Origin of the sequence: Bradyrhizobium sp. LA2.1 (genome assembly GCF_040547725.1) — a bacterium.
Classification (GTDB): domain Bacteria; phylum Pseudomonadota; class Alphaproteobacteria; order Rhizobiales; family Xanthobacteraceae; genus Bradyrhizobium; species Bradyrhizobium barranii.
In genome coordinates this window covers 295,100-313,999 of sequence record NZ_JBEPQI010000001.1, presented here as the reverse complement: position 1 = coordinate 313,999, position 18,900 = coordinate 295,100, and the positions used below count along the sequence as shown (strand labels likewise).

Below are 18,900 nucleotides of genomic sequence, written 5' to 3'. Positions count from 1 at the left end.
GAGGATTGAGTGTGAGGGCTGGTCCAGCGCTGCAGGACATGTCGTGCCGGTCGAAAGATCAGCAACCTAGTGGCAGGTGCAGGACGGGGGCCGGTCGTCGCCGCCTGTCGAAATCGAGATGCCCGGACTTGCAGCGAGACCGCGCGCAAAGGCGAGCGCGGGAAGATCGACCTCCCGATCGAACAAAGCGCTGACCGGACCGACGAGATCAAGCGCGGTCTGCTGGCGGTCCGACGCTGCCATGATCCTTGCCCAGGCTGCCGCGACCTTCAGCTCGTAGAAGCGGCATTGCTGCTCTCTGGCAACGGACAGGCCCTCGGAGAACAGGACTTCCGAGCGGGACCGATCTGACGAGCCATCGGCAAGCAGGATCTCGCCCTTGATCCGCAGCAGATCAGCAAGGCACCACAATTGCTGGCCTTGCCGGGAGATGGCCAGGGCATCTTCCACGGCGGCCAGGGCCTGCGCACTCTCGCCGACCGCGAACAGTCCTTCGGCGAGCGATCCGAGAAATTCGGGATTGCGCATCAGCCAGCCGTTCTCGGCCCGCGCTTTCAGTCCGCTGCGCAGCAGCTCTATTCCATCGTGATGTCTGCCTTGCAGGACGAGCAACTGCCCCTTCAGGCAGGACGTCCAGCTCGTCCAGAAAGCTATTCCCTCGCGCGTGACGAGCTCGAGGAGAGACGCTATCGCCTGATCGGCAGTGGCGACATCATGCGTCATCAGCGCAATGGGGCACACGGCGTTCCGCAGCGCGTAAGCGATCGCGAGCTTGTCCTTCTCACGCTGCGCCTCCTCGAGGCATTCCGCGGCCAGGGATCTGCTCTGGGCGATCTTTCCCTGGAGCAGCAGCACGCGGGCTAACATGGCTTTTGCCAGGACGCTCTGGTTGAGCAGGAACCACATCTGGTTCGCGCCGTCCTTCAATCCGTGAGCCGAGTGGTCTAGGGAGAGGGTCAGTTCGCGTCGAGCTTCCTCCTGCGCGCCGTAAAAATGGGTGGCGGCGCCGATCAGGCGGCGGCCGACCGTCTCGTTGGCGGGGTTTCCCGTGCGAAGGGCGATCTCCAGATATCGCTCTCCGACACTCTTGGCCGCGTCGTATTGGCCCGAGTTGAGATTATAGCTCCACAGCGTCCAAACAGCCTTGAGCTGAAGCTCGAGATCGGACAGCTCTTCGCCGAGCGCAAGGCCGATGTTCAGGGCCGCTTTCATGCGATCCGCCGAGCCAGTCGTATTGAGAAGCGCGAACCCCAGCGCGACGTAGAGCTGCGCCTTGAGCCTTGGATTGCAGGTCAGCTCTCCGTCAAGATGGGCGAGAGCGTGCTCGATCCGGGTCGAGCATTCCATGAAGGACAGCAGTTGCATCCACACCGGCACAAAGCCGGCCGTCAGCTCTACGCCGAGCGCGGCATCGCCGCTGGGTGCGAAGGCCCAGTCGAGCGCCGCATGCACGTTTCCAATTTCCTGGGCAAGGCGAGTGAGATCGTCGGAGGCGGGGGAGGCATCGCCAGGTGGCATGATGAGCTGTCTGAGAAAGCCCGCATGCCGTCTGCTGGCCTGCTCGCAGAGCCCTGCTTCTGCCAGCTTCTCCAGAGCATAGGCGCGGGTGGTCTCCAGCAGACGCCACCGCCCTTCGAAGGAGGGATCGAGCGCGACCAGCGATTTTCCGACCAGATTGAACAGTGTTTCGATGACGTCCGACCGGGACAACGCGTCGTCCATCATTGCAATGGCCGCATCGAGTGTGAAACCTGCCGGAAACACCGCGAGCCAGCACAACAGCCTTTGCTCGTCGGGCGACAACAGATCGTAGCTCCAGTCCAGCGTCGCTCGCAGGGTCTGGTGCCGTGGCAGTTGGTCCCTGCGGCCGCCGCTCAGCAACTCCATTCGCCTGTCCAGGCGAAGCAAGACCGTGTCTACCCCAAGATTCGCGGTCTGAGCCGCGGCGAATTCCAGCGCGAGCGGAATTCCGTCGAGCCGGCGACAGATGGCAGCCACTTTCAGCAGATCGTCCGCACCTGGAGAGAAGTTCGCGCGTAGCGACTGTGTGCGAGCGACGAAGAGCTGCACGGCGCTTGCCTGCAACAGCAAACCGGGATCACGCAAACCAGAGTCCGGAACCGACAGCGGCGGTATGGCCGCGACGTATTCGCCATCGATGCGGAGGCCTTCCCGACTGGTCGAAAGAATAGTGACATTGGGACAATAGCGAAGTGCAGCACTCGCGATCTGTGCAGCGACGTCGATGACATGCTCGCAATTGTCCAGGATGAGAAGCAGACGCCGTGACCCGATGGCCTGGGCGATGCAGGCGGCCGAAACCTCCTTGTCACTCAAGGCAAGCTTGAGCGCACGGGCGGTGGTCGATGTCGCAAGTGCCGGATCATGCAAGGTCGCGAGCTCGACCAGCGCCACCGCACCATCGAATGAGGATGCGACCAGGCGCGCAAGTTCGATGGCCAGCTTTGTTTTCCCGATGCCTCCCGGGCCGACCAAAGTCACGGCCCGATATGCGAACATAAGTTCGGCAATTTCGCTCAGGCAATCCTCGCGCCCGATAAGAGGAGCGCGCGTGTTCGGCAGGTTGTTCGAAAAGGATTCGATGGCCGGGACGGATACCGATGCCGCTGCGGGCTGATCCAAATGTCCGCTTCGCCAGGTCCCGGCGAGCGTGTACCCACGGCCCGAGATCGTCTTGAGGAGATCGCGATCTTTGCCCAGCGCCTTGCGGACGGCGGAGATATGGACCTGTAGCGTGTTGTCCTCGACGGCCAGGCCTGACCAGACACTTCCGATCAAATCATCCTTGGTCACCAGGTGACCTGCGCAACCCGCCAGTTTCTCTAGAATCTCGAATGCGCGGCTTCCGATCGGGACCATGATGTTGTCGCACTTCAGCTCTCTCCGCTGGCAATCGATGAGCCAGTTACCGAAAGAGTAGGTTCGTACAGCGGGCGAAGGCGACATAAGGGGGTCCGTGGATCAGCTTCACTGCCGCAATCTAGGAGAGTGACGTGACCCCCAAAGATCACCGCCCCTGGCAAGATTCTGAAAGCGTCAGTATGCCCAGGTGTCGTACAGGGGAGGCCGTTGGGGTGTCAAGACGACCTTCTCAGTAGCCGGCTGTTCGCCATGGCTCGATGCAGGCGTCCGAAACGCTCGTTGCTTGCACACGAATTCGTGAGGACGAATGGGGGTGCCAAAATGGGAGAGCGGGCCGGAAGGAGCGTGCAGCACATCCCGACAGCAACACAGGGCAGGGGATTTCGCGTCGCGACGGTTCAGAAGCTCGGCGGCCTGCTTGGTCTCTTCATTATCGAGCGGTCGAAGCGACACCTGTTCACATCGCGAGCTACAGGATATCGCGCGGCATCTCGCTTGAAGCGATGGCACGACGCATCGCTTCGACGGTGTCGGCATGTCGGCGACGGAGAGCCTGAAGTTTCCTGATTTTGCGCCTCTTCACTCGCGATCGGGCCATAGCTTGCTACCTTACTCTGCGATCGATGCGCTTCGCCGGAATGGAGCATCATCGTTTGGATTGTCCTTGCCAGAGTAAGATCATGTCTCAGCCATTATTACTGTCGCCACAACCGAAGCATGGCGACACCCAGGCGACCGTCACCGCGGACGAAACAGATTTCCGCTCGGCCATCGCAATGGCCTCGATCGCGCCGCTTCCGAAGGTCATCGCGCCTACCACCGTTTCGCGCAGAGACGATCTGTCCCCCCTTGACGCAACGACGATTGCCTTCGAGCGGCTTGGTCTGGTCATTGCGATCGAAGGGCAGCCACGGCGCAGCTCCAGCATATCCCCGTGTAATCCGGCGCGCGATACCGGCTGGCTGCGCGTCGAAATCCCGTGGCAACGCGCGGCCATGACTGCACCTAGCGCTCTGACAACTGCGCCCATTTGTGACGACGATCCGGTAGTTCAGCGCCTGTCCGAAGCTCTCGTCGCGATGGAGCGATTGAAAGCCACCGATAGCGCCCTTTGCGTCGACGCCCTGCGATTTGCCGTCATTGCCCGGCTCCTTGCCTTGCGGTCCGAGGCGCAGCCGAGGTTCGACGAGCGAGCCCGCGTCGGCCAATGCACTTCTGAAAGGCCGGTCCAGGGATTGCAGAAGTGGCGGCTCAAGCGGGTGCTCGACTATATCGAGACTCACTTCCGCAAGAAAATCGTGCTGGCGGATCTTGCCGCGGTCGCCGGCCTGAGCCGGATGCATTTCGCCGCCCAGTTCCGCGCCGCGACGGGTTGCAGGCCTCACGAATATATCTTGCGGCACCGGATACAGCGTTCCAAGGATCTGCTGCGGGAGTGCGAGATGCCGATTGTTGAGGTCGCGCTCACAGTGGGTTTTCAGAGCCAGGCCCACTTCACGACGACGTTCAGGCGCTTCGCGGGTGACACGCCGAGTCGATGGCGAGATGCCGCTGCGACTGGATTCGATCTTTGATGCCCTTGCCTCGAGCGAGTAGGCCTCGCCCCCGTGGGGCCTGAGACTGCAGTGGCGAGGTTGGTGAATTCCGCGATGGAGCTGGCATCGCTCTCGGATCCGCTGGAGATGCCGGGCCGCGGCGTTGGTACGGATCAATGCGCCTCGGACATGGCCGGTCGGAAGAACGGGGCTTCATACGGCCGCCATTCTTCCTCCAGTGACGTCCGTGAGTAGCCCCCGAAACGCTGAGATGAACCTCTTCAAGTCAGCGCTGACGATTGCCTTGCGGCGAAGGGACTCGCCTCGGTTGGCGTGCTCAATAGCCCGACTTGGGCTCGCACGGAGGCCGACGCCAGGGGTCGCTCGCATACGCACCGACGTCGGGAGCGCGAACACAGTTGCGCTTGGACGTCACCGGAACGCGCTGGACCGACGCATAGGCGTCGTCATTGGTTCGGCGCGCGTTGTTGCTGCCTTCGCGAGCCATCGCGGGGGAGGCGATCATGGCCGAAACCATCAGTCCGGCCGACAAGAGCTTCAGTGTAGTCATTGCACGTCTCCTTGACAAAGCGACGCCGGGAACGCCTCGGCTCGCCTGCCAGACATGTGTACGCATGTGTCGGATGAGCAGTATCAATTGAACGATCATTTTCGCCTTTGCACGAAGTCGGCGCCCGCGCTTCATCTCGAAAGCGATTGTTCGCTAGTCGGGCGAAAGCGTTATCTGGTCCGAATGGCCATTCATGAGCGGACCGAACCATTCCCACTTCTCGCCGGTGAAACGCATCATTTGGAGATGCTCGATCGGGCGAAAGTCCGTCGGCGATGTCTTGACCCGGACGCCGGGAATATAGGCCGCCCCCTCGATGTCGAGATTCGTCGCCACCTGCATGATCCTCTCGCGCGTGAGATCGTCGCCACAGCGCCTAAGCACCTCAACGAGCGCGCTCGACATATTGAATGCCACCAGCGGGCCGCTTTCGGATCGATCTGCGTCCGGATAGTATTTCGCCATGAACGCGCGAAAATGCTGCATGCCCGGGTATGAGTCCCAGTGCGGGTCGGTCACGTCCATCTGGTACCCGGCACTCAGGACTCCCTTCGCGTTGTCCAGTCCTGCGAGCTTCAACACTGAGCCGACCGAAACCGAGACGTTCGTCATGATGTGGACGGGATGCCAGTCCAGCTCGGCGAGCTTCCTGATCGCCTGAGCCGCGAATTTTGGCGTGGCGACATTGATGAAAATGTCGGGGGCGGCCGCCTTGATCGCCACGATCTGCGAGTCGATTGTCGGCTCGCTGATTTCATATGGCAGGCTCGCAACCACCATTTGCGCGTACCTGTCTTGCAGCACCTCCTTCAGGCCAGCCAGATAATCGCGTCCGAAGTCGTCGTTCTGGTAGAGGATGCCGATCCTGGCGCCAGGGTGATGCGTCAGGACATAGTCCGCGTAGATGCGTGCCTCGGTTCGGTAGCTCGGTAGCCAGCCGATCGTCCACGGAAAGTGGACGGGATCAGCCCAGCGAGATGCTCCCGAAATGGCGAACAATTGCGGCACGTGGCGATTATTCATGTACCTTTGAATGGCGGCGTTGCTCGCGGTGCCGAAGGGGGCGAAGATCGCGAGCACTTCGTCGGCCTCGACGAGCCGCCGTGCCTGCTCGACCGCTCGGGACGGATTGTAGCCATCGTCGTAGGAGATGAACGCGACTGTCCGGCCGTTGATGCCGCCATTGTCGTTGACCATGCGAAAATACGCACTCATCGTCCTGCCGATGATGCCGTAAGCCGATGCCGGGCCGCTATAGGGCATGATGTTGCCAATCCTGATCTCGGTGTCGCTCGCACCGGGATCGTATCGCTGTTGCGCAGAGGCGCTGGCTGCGCCGGCCGCAAATATGACGGCGACGATCGCTAGTTTTCGCAGGCGCCTCGCAATGTCCGGACTCAAATGGCCACTTCCACCGGTGATCAAGCGATGCCTCCATAGCGCTGCTGGTCATCGTGCCTGCCGGGCGGCGGTATGGCGCCAATGGGGGGCCTGCTCGTCCAACAGTCGATAGCCGGAGTGTAGCGCGGGACCCGACGCGAGCCGGATTACAGAAGCTGAAGAACTGTGAAGTTTTACAATGGTGTGCGTAGAATTGGCCCGTCACCGGCGCCCGATCTGGGGGAGCGTTCTACGCCGTCGTCGCGAACAAACGTTCGGAGCCGATGATATCGATCGAGGCTCCGGACCGCGGGGTGCGCCGCATGGCGCGGTCGCACGCCGAGCGGGGTCACGGACAGGCATGGTGACGCGGCAATTTGCCTTTGCGTGTTGCCGCCGCTCACCGATGCCCGTGGCGGTTGTAGATGTGGCCCGCTCCGAACACCGGAGCCGCGCCACCGGACCGCTCGAGACCCATTCGCCCTGCCGGCGTCAATGCGCCGCCATTCAGCACGTCGCGATTGGGATACATTGATGCAAATGCGGCGGGCTCCTGATCGGCAAAGGACCAGGCCGCGGAGGCGGATGATATCGTTGCCGTTGAGAGCAGCACTGCGGCGATCAGGGTTTTGAATGCACTCATAGCGAATCTCCATTGTTCGTGACGTGCGGAGAGTCGCTTGGCGATGATCGCTGCTCGGCTGATGGCGTTTCCGGAATTGTTTTCTATACCGGGCTATATAGGCAGTCCGGCCGGAAAACCCCGCTTGCCGTGCATCACTCTTGCGAGAAGATGACGGGAATATCAGGCAGTGCGCGCGGTTACCAAGGTCTGATGCGTCTTTGAAGCCGAACTCTGTCACAATTGTCATAGTTGCTCGCGCGATCGTGCGTGGTCCAATCGTGTGCGACGCCCAGTTCTAGGTGCAGGTCATACAACATGAGGAGTGTGAGCCATGAGACTGCTCTGGTTTCTCTGCGTCGTCGCCAGCCTTGCGCTCTCGGGTGTCGCATCTGCCCGCGGCGGCATGGGATCTCACATGTCGATGGAGAGCGGCGGCGCGCTCGGTACCAGCGCTGCTGCGCCGGGAACGAACTCGCTCGGCACGGCGCTCCCGTCATCGGAGGGGGTTGGTCATCCGACGAAGGGACCGCTGCTCGGCTCGGATGCGACCATCGACAAGGAGGACGCACGGGTCGAGAAGATGCTGGAAGGATCCATCTGTCGCGGCTGCTGACGTGCGAGCATTGCGATATTTGCGGCGAGTGTCTGGCGGCCTTGGTCGCCGGACAGATTGTGTATTTTGAAAGCGTTGGTGATACGCTGGGCGCAACATCAAGCAACCGCCTGGGGCTATGCCGATGATGGCCGAGCCAAACCAGCGCCCCGTCTACGCCTGCGCTGAATGGGAGATCGATCTTGCCAGACGCGAACTGCGCTCGATGGGAGAGTCCGTTCCTCTGGGCGGTCGTGCCTTTGAGATTCTTGCGGAATTGGCTCAGGCCGAAGGCGGGCTGGTCACCAAAAATGACCTGACAGAGCGTGTCTGGCGCGGCGTCTTCGTCGAGGAGAGTGCACTTCGGGTCCATATCGCGGCGATCCGGAAGGCCTTTGGTTCGGATCGTGACATGCTGGCGACAACGGTCGGCCGGGGCTATCGCCTGCTGGGTTCATGGCGGACCCGGCAGATGGATGCCCCGCTACAATCTGCCGCACCCCAGCCACTGCCGTCGACCAACATTCCCAATGCATCATTCGTTCTCATCGGCCGCACCACCGCGGTCGCGCGTTTGTGGGAGCTTCTGTCGGCTTATCGCGTCGTGAGCCTCGTCGGGCCTGGCGGGATTGGCAAGACAGCCCTTGCACTACAAGCTGCCAGGACGCTGCCAGCCGGTTTTGCGGCCGACCGGTTGCTGGTCGAATTGGCCTCGCTGCCCGATCCCAAGCTCGTGCCCTCGGCCGTCGCCAGCATGCTCGGTATCAAGCTCGAAGGGGAGGAGATCACCCCGGGCTCCATAGCGCGCGCGATTGGCGCCAGGCAGTTGTTGCTCATTCTCGACAATTGCGAGCACGTCGTTGATACCGTGGCCCAATTGGCCGAGACGATCGTCAGCCAGTGTTCCGGAACGACCGTCCTGGCGACAAGTCGCGAAGCGCTGCGCATTGACGGCGAACATGTCTATCGCGTTCCGCCCCTGGGTGTGCCGCCCGAAGTCCGGCTCGGGTCTGACGCCGCATCGGCCTACACGGCGGTGGAATTGTTCACGACCAGAGCGAAAGCGCTGGGCTCCAGCTTCGCGCTCGACGAAGAGAACCTCGATGCCGTCGCAGCCATCTGCCGCCGGCTGGATGGCATTCCACTCGCGATCGAGTTCGCGGCGGCACGCGCCGTGATGCTCAGTCCGCCGAAGATCGCGGCACTTCTCGACGACAGGTTCAAGTTTCTGACGACCGGCCGGCGTACTGCGTTGCCCAGGCAGCAAACGCTTCGTGCGACGCTCGACTGGAGCTACGATCTACTGCCGGACGCCGAGGCGCGGGTTCTGCGGCGGCTCGGCGTGTTTGCCGGAGAGTTTCTACTCGATGCCGTGATCGCGGTCGCCGGCGAAGGGATGGGCGATGTCACCGCGGAGCTTGCCAACCTGGTGGCAAAGTCGCTCGTCCTTGCGGATATTCGCGGCGAGCGCCCGTACTATCGCCTGCTGGACACCACGCGCGCCTATGCGCTGGAAAAGCTTCACGCCAGCGGCGAATTTCCCGGCGTCGCGCGCCGCCAGGCCGGATACTATGGCGGGTTCTTTGCGAATGCGGAAGCTGACAGCGAAGTGAAGCCGCAGGCGGAGTGGCTCGGCTTTTATGGCCAGCACATCGACAACGTACGATCCAGCCTCGATTGGGCTTTCTCGCCCGACGGAGATGCGCAGATCGGAGTGGCGCTGACCGCAGGGGCCGTCCCGTTATGGGTACAATTGTCGCTCCTCGCCGAGTGCCGCGAGCGGACCGAACTGGCGTTGGCCAGCCTCGACGGCAGCGCCGCGGGCGCTTTGCGGCTCCGCATGCAATTATCGGCCGCGCTTGGCTGGTCACTGATGTACGGCGTTGGCAGGGCTCGAGAGGCCGGTCCGGCCTGGGCGGCGACCCTGCAGCTGGCCGAGCAGCTCGGCGACAGCGACTATCTGTTGCGTGCGCTTTGGGGGCTCTGCATCGATCAATTCAACAACGGCGAGTTCCGCAAGGCGTTGGAATTCGCGCACCGCTTCGCGGATATCGTGGCCGATTCCCAAAATTCGGTCGACCGGATGATGGGCGATCGGCTGCTTGCCACCACGCTGCACTACCTCGGTGACCAGCGGTCGGCGCATCATCACATTGGGCGGACCTTGTCTCGCCTTTCCGATCTGGCGGCGAAGCCGCAGGTGATCCGTTTCAGGTTCGACCTGCGAGCCTCGGCACGCTATTTCCAGGCGCGCATCCTGTGGCTTCTCGGGTTGGCGGATCAGGCACTGAGCGTCGTCGAGCGCAATGTCGAGGAGGGCCGTGCGAGTGGTCATGCCCTGACCTTCTGCAGCGTACTCGGCCAGGGTGCCTGTCCGATTGCTTTCCTGGCCGGCGACCTCGATGCTGCGGAAGGCTATTGCACCATGCTGCTCGATCACACCGAACGTCATCCGATCCGTCTATGGAACGTATGGGCGCGCGCCTTCAGGGGCATGGTGATGGCGCGGCGTGGCGATGTCGCCGCCGGATTGACGTTGCTGCGCAAGGCGCTCGAGCTGGCGGGCGAGGCGCGTTTCCTGCCGCGCTTCCTGCTTCCTCTCGGCGAACTGGCGGCGTGTCTCGGAGAGGTCGGCGAAGTATCGCTGGGGCTTGCGACCGCGGACGAGGCGCTCGCGCGCTGCGAGGCGAGGGATGAGCGGTGGTACGCGGCCGAGCTCTGGCGCATCAAGGGCGAGTTGCTCCGGCATCCCGGCGAGCGTCGCTCGGCTATTGCTGCCGAGCAGTGCTTCGACAAGGCGTTCGAAGTGGCGCGCGGCCAAGGCGCGCTGTTCTGGGAGCTGAGGGCGGCCATCAGCCTGGCACGGTTGAGGACGAGTCAGGGCCGTCCCGCCGATGCGCACCAAATCCTGGCTCTTGTGTACGGCAAATTCACCGAGGGTTTCGAGACCTCGGATCTCAGGCTCGCGAGAGCGATGATGACGGAGTTTTCGACCTAATAGTACGGGCGGTGCTCCAGGATGCCCCGGGGGCGGCGTCCGATACATGTCATCGGACGCAGGTGCGGCCTCGGCGAGCGCCGCATCCCCCGTGCTCCAGAACGTTGGCTTCGAAGTCCTATTGCCGGACCAAGAATGCGCCGGCCCCTCGACGCGGTCTTTCCATGCCGCGCGCTTCTATCCGGATTGCACGGCATCGCCGCCAGCCGCACGACCTGGGCCACAAGAGTTGCGATCACGCCTCATGTCGCTGCGGGGTCGCGCACTCCCAGGCGCGCCTGTTGCGGAGCCATCAACTCGCGGCGAGCGAGCCCGAAGGCGGAGACGCCAATTCGGCAAGCAATTCGCTGGCCGCTTTCAGGACGGGCGTATTGAACCCCTCGGTGAATCGTCCATAGATTGGCCCAAGCACGTCTTGCGCTTCACTGCGGCGGCCCCGCCGCCGCAGTAGCCTTGCAAGACCGATTGCCGTGCGCAACTCAAAGCCGAGCGCCCCCTGATGTCGGGCAAGGTCAAGTGATTGCGCCAGGCTCCGCTCCGCCTCCAGGAAGTCGGGATTGTCCTTGTGGATCAGCACTTCCGCCCTTGCCCGCAACATGTCCGGCATCTCCACCATGAAGTTGCGACGGCGGCCCCGGGCAATCGCCTGATCGAGGATGTCGAGTGCTTCATCTCCACGACCTGTCGCCGCCAGAGCTTCCGCGAGCGGCACGCAAAGTCCGGCCGCCGCGCCGTAGCGCTGGCTCTGCAGCTTCTTGACGGAGGCGTTCAGCATGGCCAGCCCGATATCACTCTCGCCGCGGGCCAACAGCGCAATCCCTTTCATGGCGTCGCCGACCGTCTGGAGGGTGGCGAGATTGTGCTTGCGGGTCTCCACGAGGAGCCTGTCAATGTGCTCTTCGCACACACCTACATCCCCGTTCCAAAGGAAAACGCCGAATGCCCAGGGCAGCGCTATGCACAGTATGGTCGGATGGTTGATGGCGATCACATCGGAGATGGCTTGGCGCGCCGTCGCCGTGGCCTGATCGGGATGTCCCTCGAGCCATAAGATGCGGGCGAGGGTGATTTGAGGACGCCTCGGGTAATCGGACGTCAGGCCGCCACGGGAGTCGCCTTCCAGGCCCGGATGGGACAGCGCCGCTTCGACGTACGAGCGAGACGCGGCAACCTCGCCCAGATAATGGCAGGACGTTCCGAGCAACATGCGCATGCGCGCCACCCCGACGGAATCGTTGCTGGCGAGGGCAATCGCTTCGCCGCGCTTTGCGGTGGCCAGCGCATCGTCAAAATTGCCGACGAGCAATTGAAGCAGATGCAGTCGGCCAATCAGACGGATTTGGCCGGCGACATCGCCAATTGTCTCGGCCAACCGGACCGCTCTGTCGAGATAGCCGACGCCCAATTCGTCGATTTGTCCCGTCAGCATCCGGGCCGACGCCAGCGCGGCATGAAGTGCGAGGTCGTGCCTGACACTTCCGCCCGTCTCATGAAGCGCTTCGATTGCGCGCGTGACCCAGAGCTGGCATTCGGTGAAGAGCGACAGCTTGAAGAACAGGGGGATCGCTGCGGCAGCGAGGCCGACGCCGGTTCTGCGGTCGCCTCGATCCGAGAAGCACCACGCCAGCGCGCTACGTACATCGCCGAATTGATCGGCCATCGACGACAGGCCTTCATTCGGCTCGTCGGCCGTCTTTTCAAGCAAATCCCGAAAGTAGGAGGCGTGGCGTAGCCGCATGATTTCAGCGTCGGTGCTGGCGGCGAGCTTCTCCTGCGCGTAGGCCCGCGTCGCGTCCGCGAGCCTGTAGCGAATCGATTGCGAGTCCTGGTTCGGGGCAAGCATCGACTTGGCCACGAGGTTGTCGAGCGCAGCCATGGTCGTGTCGTCGCTGGTCGCATCGCTGCCGGCGATCGCTCGGGCCGCATCGGCGGTGAAGCTGCCGACGAACACGGATAGCTGGCTGAGAACCACCCGTTCGGGCCCGGATAGAAGATCGTAGCTCCACTCGATGGTTGCGCGAAGCGTCCGGTGCCGGGGCAGCGCCGTGCGTCGTCCTTCCCACAGCAGATTGAAGTGCTTGTCGAGGAGTTGGACCATGGCCTTGACGCCGTAGGCGGTCACATGGCCGGCGGTGAGCTCGATCGCGAGCGGGATGCCATTGAGCCGACAGCAGAGGTTGCCGACGTCCGACGCGTTCGCATCCGTCAATCCGAACCCACCTCCAGCTGCGGCCGCGCGTTCCACGAAGAGCTTTACGGAGGGGTAGGCAATCGCGCTCTCGGCCGTCAGAACGGCATTTTCCGGCGGGCTTGTCAGAGGCGAGAGGCGATATGTGTGCTCGCCTTCGACCCGCAGCAGCTCCCGGCTCGTGGCCATGATGTGCAGCTGCGGTGCCTCCTGGTAGAGCCGTTCAGCCAGCGCCGCCGCGGCGTCGACGACATGCTCGCAGCAATCCAGAATGAGCAGCATCCGCCGGTCGCGCAGGAATGCCACAAGACTGTTTGAGGGATCGTCCGATCGCGCCCGCAGTCCGAGCGAAGATGCTGCAATGGCCGGCACCAGCGCGGCATCGCGGGTCTCGCCGAGACTGACGAAGTGAACCTGGCCGGCGAATTCCGCGAGAAGGGCGTGGCCCGCGGAAACAGCGGCCGTCGTCTTGCCGATGCCGCCCGGGCCGACGACTGTGATGAAACGCTGGGCTTTGAGCCTTTCCGATATATCCTGGATGGTTTGCTCGCGGCCCACCATCTGCCAGGGATGTGCCGGCAGGTTGTGCGCGCGAACAGGCTTGGTCGGTGCAGGTTGATTCTGCTCCGGGCTCGCGGCCGAACCGACGAAACAATAACCCTGTCCAGAGACCGTGCTCAGATATTTGGCGCCGGCATTGCCGTCCCCGAGCGCCTTGCGGAGTGCTGCGATATGGACGCGCAGGCTGTTGTCATCGACGCTGGAGCCTGGCCATGTCCTGGCTATCAGATCGCCCTTGCTGACGACTTCGCCCGCATGCCGGATCAGTGTCAGCAGAAGGTCAAATGCGCGAGCCGACAGTTGGACCGGATTGCCATCCTTCTCGATCCGTCTCTGCGAAGCGTCCAGACGAAACGGCCCAAAGACGAAAATCTCTTGAGCGGAGCTCTCCTGGAGAGAGGGTCCGGTCGTGGCTGTTGTGGCGTTGCTCTGCCAGCGGTGGACCATTTGGAAATATCAAATCCGACGACCAACTCGTCGTACTCTATGACTTGAACTCGGGCCGAAACGTGTGACCGCGGTGGCAACTTCAAACGTAACATCCAGCAGTATCGCGGTAAAGGATCACCGATGGATGTCGCTGATCACTTTCGTCCGGAGGGCAGGGAACTCCGGGGAGAGTCCTGATTTTTTGGGAAACCACCGTCGATTGGGGAAATCTCCGCCGATGGGCGATCTCATCGGATCAACACCGGCTTGAGAAGATCCTCCAGGCCGATCCGGCCGAACAGTTCCGTGCGTGCGCGGTCGGCGACGGCGTCGACAGCTGCCGCCCCATCGTCATCCGGGCCGAAATGAACTTTCAGCGGACGTTGTCCGAACGGCATGTTCACGACATTCGCAACTGTGCTTGCGACATCTTGTGGGGCCGTATCCTTTGGCGAAAGCTGCGCGAGTCCCGCAAGCGCGATTTCACTCACGTCGGCGGTCGGACCATCCGCGTATTCTTCCGCCCGAACAGTATCCTGCGGCCGGCCGGATCGGACATAGTGGCCGGGTCCGAGAGCACTGGGAACGATGATGGTCGTCTCGACGCCCCAACGTGCGAGCTCGCCGGCGTAACTGAGTGCCAGCGAATCCAGGGCGGCTTCCGTTGAAGCACAGGCGCCGAGGAACGGAACCGAGCTGCCCCGTGCGCTGCTTGACGTGATCCATATCAGCAAGCCCTGACCTTGCTTGCGCAATTGTGGCAACGCCGCGCGATTGAGGCGCTGTGCGATCAGGACGTTGGTATCGTAGAGCTCGGCGAGCTGCTCCGGCGTGAAGGCTTCTGCGGGTCCGTAAACGACTTGCCGGGCACTGTGCACGACCACGTCGAGGCGGCTGTTTTCGGCGATGATGGTCTCAACGGCCGAGGTCACTGAGGAGTCCGAAGAGACGTCGAACTCGATCGTGCGGAGATCGGCGCCGGGCTGGCCGGGATTTGATCCAGCCTCCTCGATCCCTTGCGCAATAGGGCCACTCATTTCCCGGCTTGAAACGTAGACCGTGTGGCCTGCCTGCATCAGTTGCCGGCAGGTGGTTCGTCCGATGCTGTTTGCAGCACCCGTGACGATGATCACTTTGCTCATTCGATTCCCAATCGCATTCCAGCCTCTGCGGCGCTGGCGGCCCCGTCGCGACACGGTCCATCGTTCGGGAGTCGACCGCCGCCATCGTGCGAAGCGCATCTGGAATAGGGCGGGGCGCAGGGTGGGTCTTTTCGGGCATCACGATCGATTGTCAAATTGCACGAAAAATTTCGAGAATGCCCGAAGCTGGATCCGGTCCGGCGAACGCCGAAGACAGTTCAGGCGTGCCTTCGCGAAATTGGCGGTGGGTTCGAAAAGATCGGGCCCTGGCCGCCGGCTACAAGGAGGCTGCGTCGCTCGAAAGAGCGCCGCGCGCACCCGATCGCCAGGCGGTCTGCGCATCGCAAAGGAGACCGGATGAATCAAGGCAAGCTACCACGTTCGGGGCTTGGGTCCCTCGTCCTGATTGCGGCCGTGGTCGGCGGCGGCGCGGCTGCCTTCGCATACACTGCGGGATGGCTCTCGCCGGGGCGTCTGACGCCGGAACGGATGATCGCGGCGCTGACGCCTCCGAGCGGCCCGCCGCTCGGGCACCGGCGAAATCATGCCAAGGGAATCTGCTTCACCGGGACATTCGAGGCGAATGGAAGCGGCGCGGAACTCTCCCGGGCCAAGGTCTTCGCGCAGGGGCGCTATCCGGCCCTGGGCCGTTTCAATCTCGGCACGGCCGATCCGAACGCGGTCGATGCGACCGTGCGCGTCCGCGGCCTGGGATTGATGATCACGACGGCAGACGGCGAAGAGTGGCGCATGGCGATGATCAACCCGCCCTTCTTCGCGGTTTCCACGCCGCAGGCATTTCACGACCTGCTGATCGCATCCGGCAAGAAGGATCCGGAGGCGATGAAGGCGTTCATTCAGGCCAACCCGGAATTCGGCCCCTTCGCGGCCTGGGCCAAGACGGCGCCCTGGACCGGCAGTTATGCGGAGGAGCCTTATAACGGCCTCAACAGCTTCGTTTTCACGGACGCCGGAGGCGGCGACCACACCGTGCGATGGTCGCTGTTGCCCTCGGCGCAACCCATTCCGATCTCGCAGGCCGACCTCGAAAAGCGCGGGCCGGATTATCTCGAGCAGGAGATCACCGAACGGGTCCGGACCGCCGGTCCACTGCGATGGACCATGGTCACGACCGTGGCCGATCCGGGTGACCCGACCGCGGATCCGAGCAAGGCCTGGCCCGAGAGCCGTCGCAAGGTGGCGGTCGGAACGCTGATCGTGCAGCGGATCGAGCCGGAGCGCGATGGACCATGCCGCGACATCAATTTCGATCCGGCGGTCCTGCCACAGGGAATCCGGGTGTCGGACGATCCGTTCCCGGCTGCACGCTCATCGGTCTACCGCAAATCCTACGATCTGCGCGCGGCCGAAGCCAGGGACTATCCGCGAACCGAGACCGCCAAGCCATGACCAGCGTTCCTCATCGTTTTGCCCTGATCCAGCGCGTTCTGCACTGGCTGATGGCGGTCTGCATCCTCGCCATGCTGTTCATTGGCGTCGGCATGGTCTCCACGGTCGCGCCGAAATATCTGCCGCTCATCCTTGTCCACAAGACGATCGGCGTTACCCTGCTGGTCCTCGTGCTGATCAGGCTGGCGTTGCGACTGTATTACGGTGCGCCGCCATTGCCGGCCGATCTTTCGAGACCCATGAAGTTTGGAGCAAGATTGTCGCATCAGCTCCTGTATGGCCTCATGATCGTCATGCCGTTGCTCGGCCTCGGCATGCTCTGGGCTGCGGCCTATCCGGTCGTCCTGTATGGCGGGATCCGAATTCCCGCGCTGCTGCCGCAGAGCGACCTGATGCACACGCTGCTCTGGAATGCCCACGTCTATCTGGGTTTCGCGTTCTTTGCCCTCGTGCTGCTGCATCTGGCGGCGGGGCTATTCCACGCATTGATCCGTCGCGATGGCGTATTCGCATCGATGTCGCTTCTGCCGCTGTGGGACAGGGTGACACAAGCGAAATGAACCCGCTGCGCGCCGGCGGGCGCCCCTCGCAGGCGTGCGATCACAAAAGGATCTTTCGCGCCGGAAAGATTCCTCGCGCACTGCGCGGTTAGATGTTTCCAACCTCCAGCAAAGGATGCCGACCATGACCAAAGCTGACCTCCAAAGCCCGACGGATCTCGGAGCAAACGCGAACCGGGACGTTCCAGCCGCGCTGAGAGCGCTGCTTGCCGACGTTTTCGCGCTCTACCTGAAGACCAAGAACTTCCACTGGCACGTGTCGGGCAGCCACTTTCGCGACTACCACCTTATGCTCGACGAGCAGGCCGACCAAATCTTCGCCATGACTGACGACATCGCCGAACGCGCACGCAAGATCGGCGGCACGACGCTGCGCTCGATCGGCCACATCGCGCGCGAGCAGCGCATTCTCGACAACGATGCCGACTATGTCGATCCGCAGGACATGCTCGCCGAGCTGCGCAGCGACAACCAGCAGCTGACGCGGGAAATGCGCCGGGTCCACGAGCTCTGCGACGAATACGGCGATGTCGCCACCGCGAGCGTCCTGGAAAACTGGATCGACGAGACGGAACGGCGCATCTGGTTCCTCTATGAGACCGGCCGAAGCGGCCAGAATTCGTAAGCGCAAAGCACGCCGTTGGGCCGGGAGGCGGGTGAAGGATGAGCAGCCTCTCGGAACTCCTGCCGGATGGCGGCGTCAAGGCGGAGCGCCTGCTGCTGCGTGAGCTCGCGCACCGGATCGACGACGAGCTCGCCTCGGCGATTGATCTGGTGGCGCAGGCGGCCGATCGTTGCGACGGCATCGAAGCGAGGGCGACCCTCGCTTCCGTGCAGGACCGGCTGGAAGGTCATGCGCAACTTCACCACGCGCTGCAAATGCCGCAGTTCACCACCGCCGTCGATCTGGCGGCCTATCTTCAGCAATTGTGCCGCTCGATCAGCCGCTCGAGCCTCGAAGACAGGGGTATTGCGCTCTCGCTGCTGCTGCATCCACTGCAGATGAGCTCCGAGCGCTGCTGGCTGCTGGGGATGATCGTCTTCGAACTGATCACCGGTGCGGTGCGCCACGTATCCCACTGCGGAGCAGGCGCCATTCGTCTCGAAGTGTGGCTCACGGCGACGTCGGTTGCGTGCAGCGTCACGGACAACGGCTCGTTCGACGAGAGCAGATACCGGGAAGAGGACCGCTCCATCGTCGAGACGCTTGCGGCGCGTCTGCACGGGACCGTCGACGTCCGCGGTGGCCCCGACGGGTTCAGGACCGTCGTGACCATCCTGCGCTAGTCGCGATCCTCGCGCAACGATCCGTATCGTGCGGATCAAATAATATCGCTGCGTCCTCGAAAGATGACTTGGGACAGATCTCGATACGCTCGCCCTATTCATGATCTGCGGATCGTCGTGCGAACAAGGGTCAAGCCATGACGGACATGTCGAACTCGAAGGCCTCGCTCGGATGGGCGATCCACGCCATCACCGGAAAATGGGGCTGGTTCGTTGCGCTGGGTGTCGGCGAACTGATCCTCGGCGGTGTTGCATCTGCCAATCTGATGGCGGCGAACCTCGCGTCCGTACTGGTCATCGGCGCCACCATGGCGGTCGCCGGCATTTTCCAGATCGTGCAAGCGTTTTCAGTGCGCGGCTTGCGGGGATTCCTGCTTTGGCTACTGGCCGGGATCGTCTATGCGGCCGCCGGGGCCATCATACTCTACGATCCGATCCTGGCTTCGTTCACGCTGTCTCTCGCAGTGTGTGCCTTCCTGGTCGTAGCCGGGGTGATAAGGATCTGGGCCGGTTTCCATATCCGGCCGGCCGCGGGCTGGCGTTGGATCGTGGCTGCGGGCGTCCTGACCTTCTGCGTCGGTGTCATGCTGGTTGCGGCTTGGCCCGCCATTGGTTTGTGGCTGCTTGGTGTGATGCTGGTCGTCGACCTGATCTTCCAGGGATGGGGATTCATCGCATTCGGGATCGCGCTCAAGAGCCGCGCGTCGCGCCATTCGTCCCAGCCGGCGACGGTATGAGT

Annotated in this window: 14 protein-coding genes; 8 read left to right on the top strand and 6 right to left on the bottom strand. The window is 62.8% G+C overall.

What is annotated here, in order from left to right; all coding sequences use genetic code 11:
* Positions 1–66 precede the first annotated feature (66 nt).
* Positions 67–2,967, bottom strand: a complete 2,901-nt coding sequence (locus ABIB95_RS01340) for an ATP-binding protein (protein ID WP_354237641.1) — start codon at positions 2,965–2,967, stop codon at positions 67–69.
* A gap of 596 nt (positions 2,968–3,563) precedes the next feature.
* On the opposite strand from ABIB95_RS01340, the gene ABIB95_RS01335 reads away from it, so the two are divergent.
* Positions 3,564–4,457, top strand: coding sequence for a helix-turn-helix domain-containing protein (locus ABIB95_RS01335; RefSeq protein WP_354237640.1), 894 nt, complete (start codon positions 3,564–3,566; stop codon positions 4,455–4,457).
* Between the two features lie 298 nt (positions 4,458–4,755).
* Here the strand turns inward: ABIB95_RS01335 and ABIB95_RS01330 are convergent, their stop codons facing one another.
* From ABIB95_RS01330 to ABIB95_RS01320, 3 genes are all read right to left on the bottom strand, one after another.
* A complete protein-coding gene (locus ABIB95_RS01330) occupies positions 4,756–4,989 on the bottom strand; it encodes a hypothetical protein (protein ID WP_166351859.1) in 234 nt (77 codons plus the stop codon).
* 153 nt (positions 4,990–5,142) lie between these two features.
* Entirely contained in the window at positions 5,143–6,390 is a 1,248-nt protein-coding gene (locus ABIB95_RS01325) for an ABC transporter substrate-binding protein (RefSeq protein WP_354237639.1), read from the bottom strand.
* A gap of 379 nt (positions 6,391–6,769) precedes the next feature.
* Positions 6,770–7,012, bottom strand: a complete 243-nt coding sequence (locus ABIB95_RS01320; protein WP_063984300.1) for a hypothetical protein — start codon at positions 7,010–7,012, stop codon at positions 6,770–6,772.
* Positions 7,013–7,325: 313 nt separating this feature from the next.
* On the opposite strand from ABIB95_RS01320, the gene ABIB95_RS01315 reads away from it, so the two are divergent.
* Both ABIB95_RS01315 and ABIB95_RS01310 read left to right on the top strand, forming a co-directional pair.
* Entirely contained in the window at positions 7,326–7,607 is a 282-nt protein-coding gene (locus ABIB95_RS01315; RefSeq protein ID WP_028153535.1) for a hypothetical protein, read from the top strand.
* Positions 7,608–7,731: 124 nt separating this feature from the next.
* Complete coding sequence (locus tag ABIB95_RS01310) at positions 7,732–10,584, top strand: ATP-binding protein (protein WP_354237638.1); 2,853 nt, start codon at positions 7,732–7,734, stop codon at positions 10,582–10,584.
* A 292-nt stretch (positions 10,585–10,876) separates the two neighbouring features.
* Here ABIB95_RS01310 and ABIB95_RS01305 read toward each other — a convergent pair whose 3' ends face one another.
* Both ABIB95_RS01305 and ABIB95_RS01300 read right to left on the bottom strand, forming a co-directional pair.
* The gene (locus tag ABIB95_RS01305; protein ID WP_354237637.1) at positions 10,877–13,780 is read right to left on the bottom strand and encodes an ATP-binding protein; all 2,904 of its coding nucleotides are present in this window, start codon (positions 13,778–13,780) and stop codon (positions 10,877–10,879) included.
* Between the two features lie 230 nt (positions 13,781–14,010).
* Positions 14,011–14,904 carry an SDR family NAD(P)-dependent oxidoreductase gene (locus ABIB95_RS01300; protein WP_354237636.1) on the bottom strand — a complete coding sequence of 298 codons (894 nt, stop codon included), beginning with the start codon at positions 14,902–14,904 and terminating at the stop codon, positions 14,011–14,013.
* Between the two features lie 357 nt (positions 14,905–15,261).
* Between ABIB95_RS01300 and ABIB95_RS01295 the strand changes: the two genes are divergently transcribed.
* From ABIB95_RS01295 to ABIB95_RS01275, 5 genes are all read left to right on the top strand, one after another.
* Entirely contained in the window at positions 15,262–16,314 is a 1,053-nt protein-coding gene (locus tag ABIB95_RS01295; RefSeq protein WP_354237635.1) for a catalase family peroxidase, read from the top strand.
* A complete protein-coding gene (locus ABIB95_RS01290; protein ID WP_071915328.1) occupies positions 16,311–16,874 on the top strand; it encodes a cytochrome b in 564 nt (187 codons plus the stop codon). The genes ABIB95_RS01295 and ABIB95_RS01290 overlap by 4 nt, the downstream gene beginning before the upstream one ends.
* A gap of 124 nt (positions 16,875–16,998) precedes the next feature.
* Positions 16,999–17,499: a Dps family protein gene (locus tag ABIB95_RS01285; RefSeq protein WP_028153529.1), complete on the top strand. Its 501-nt coding sequence runs from the start codon at positions 16,999–17,001 to the stop codon at positions 17,497–17,499.
* Positions 17,500–17,537: 38 nt separating this feature from the next.
* On the top strand, positions 17,538–18,161 hold the full coding sequence (locus tag ABIB95_RS01280; protein ID WP_354237634.1) for a histidine kinase dimerization/phosphoacceptor domain -containing protein: 624 nt from the start codon (positions 17,538–17,540) through the stop codon (positions 18,159–18,161).
* A gap of 137 nt (positions 18,162–18,298) precedes the next feature.
* Positions 18,299–18,898 carry an HdeD family acid-resistance protein gene (locus ABIB95_RS01275; protein WP_166351877.1) on the top strand — a complete coding sequence of 200 codons (600 nt, stop codon included), beginning with the start codon at positions 18,299–18,301 and terminating at the stop codon, positions 18,896–18,898.
* The last annotated feature ends 2 nt before the right edge of the window (positions 18,899–18,900 follow it).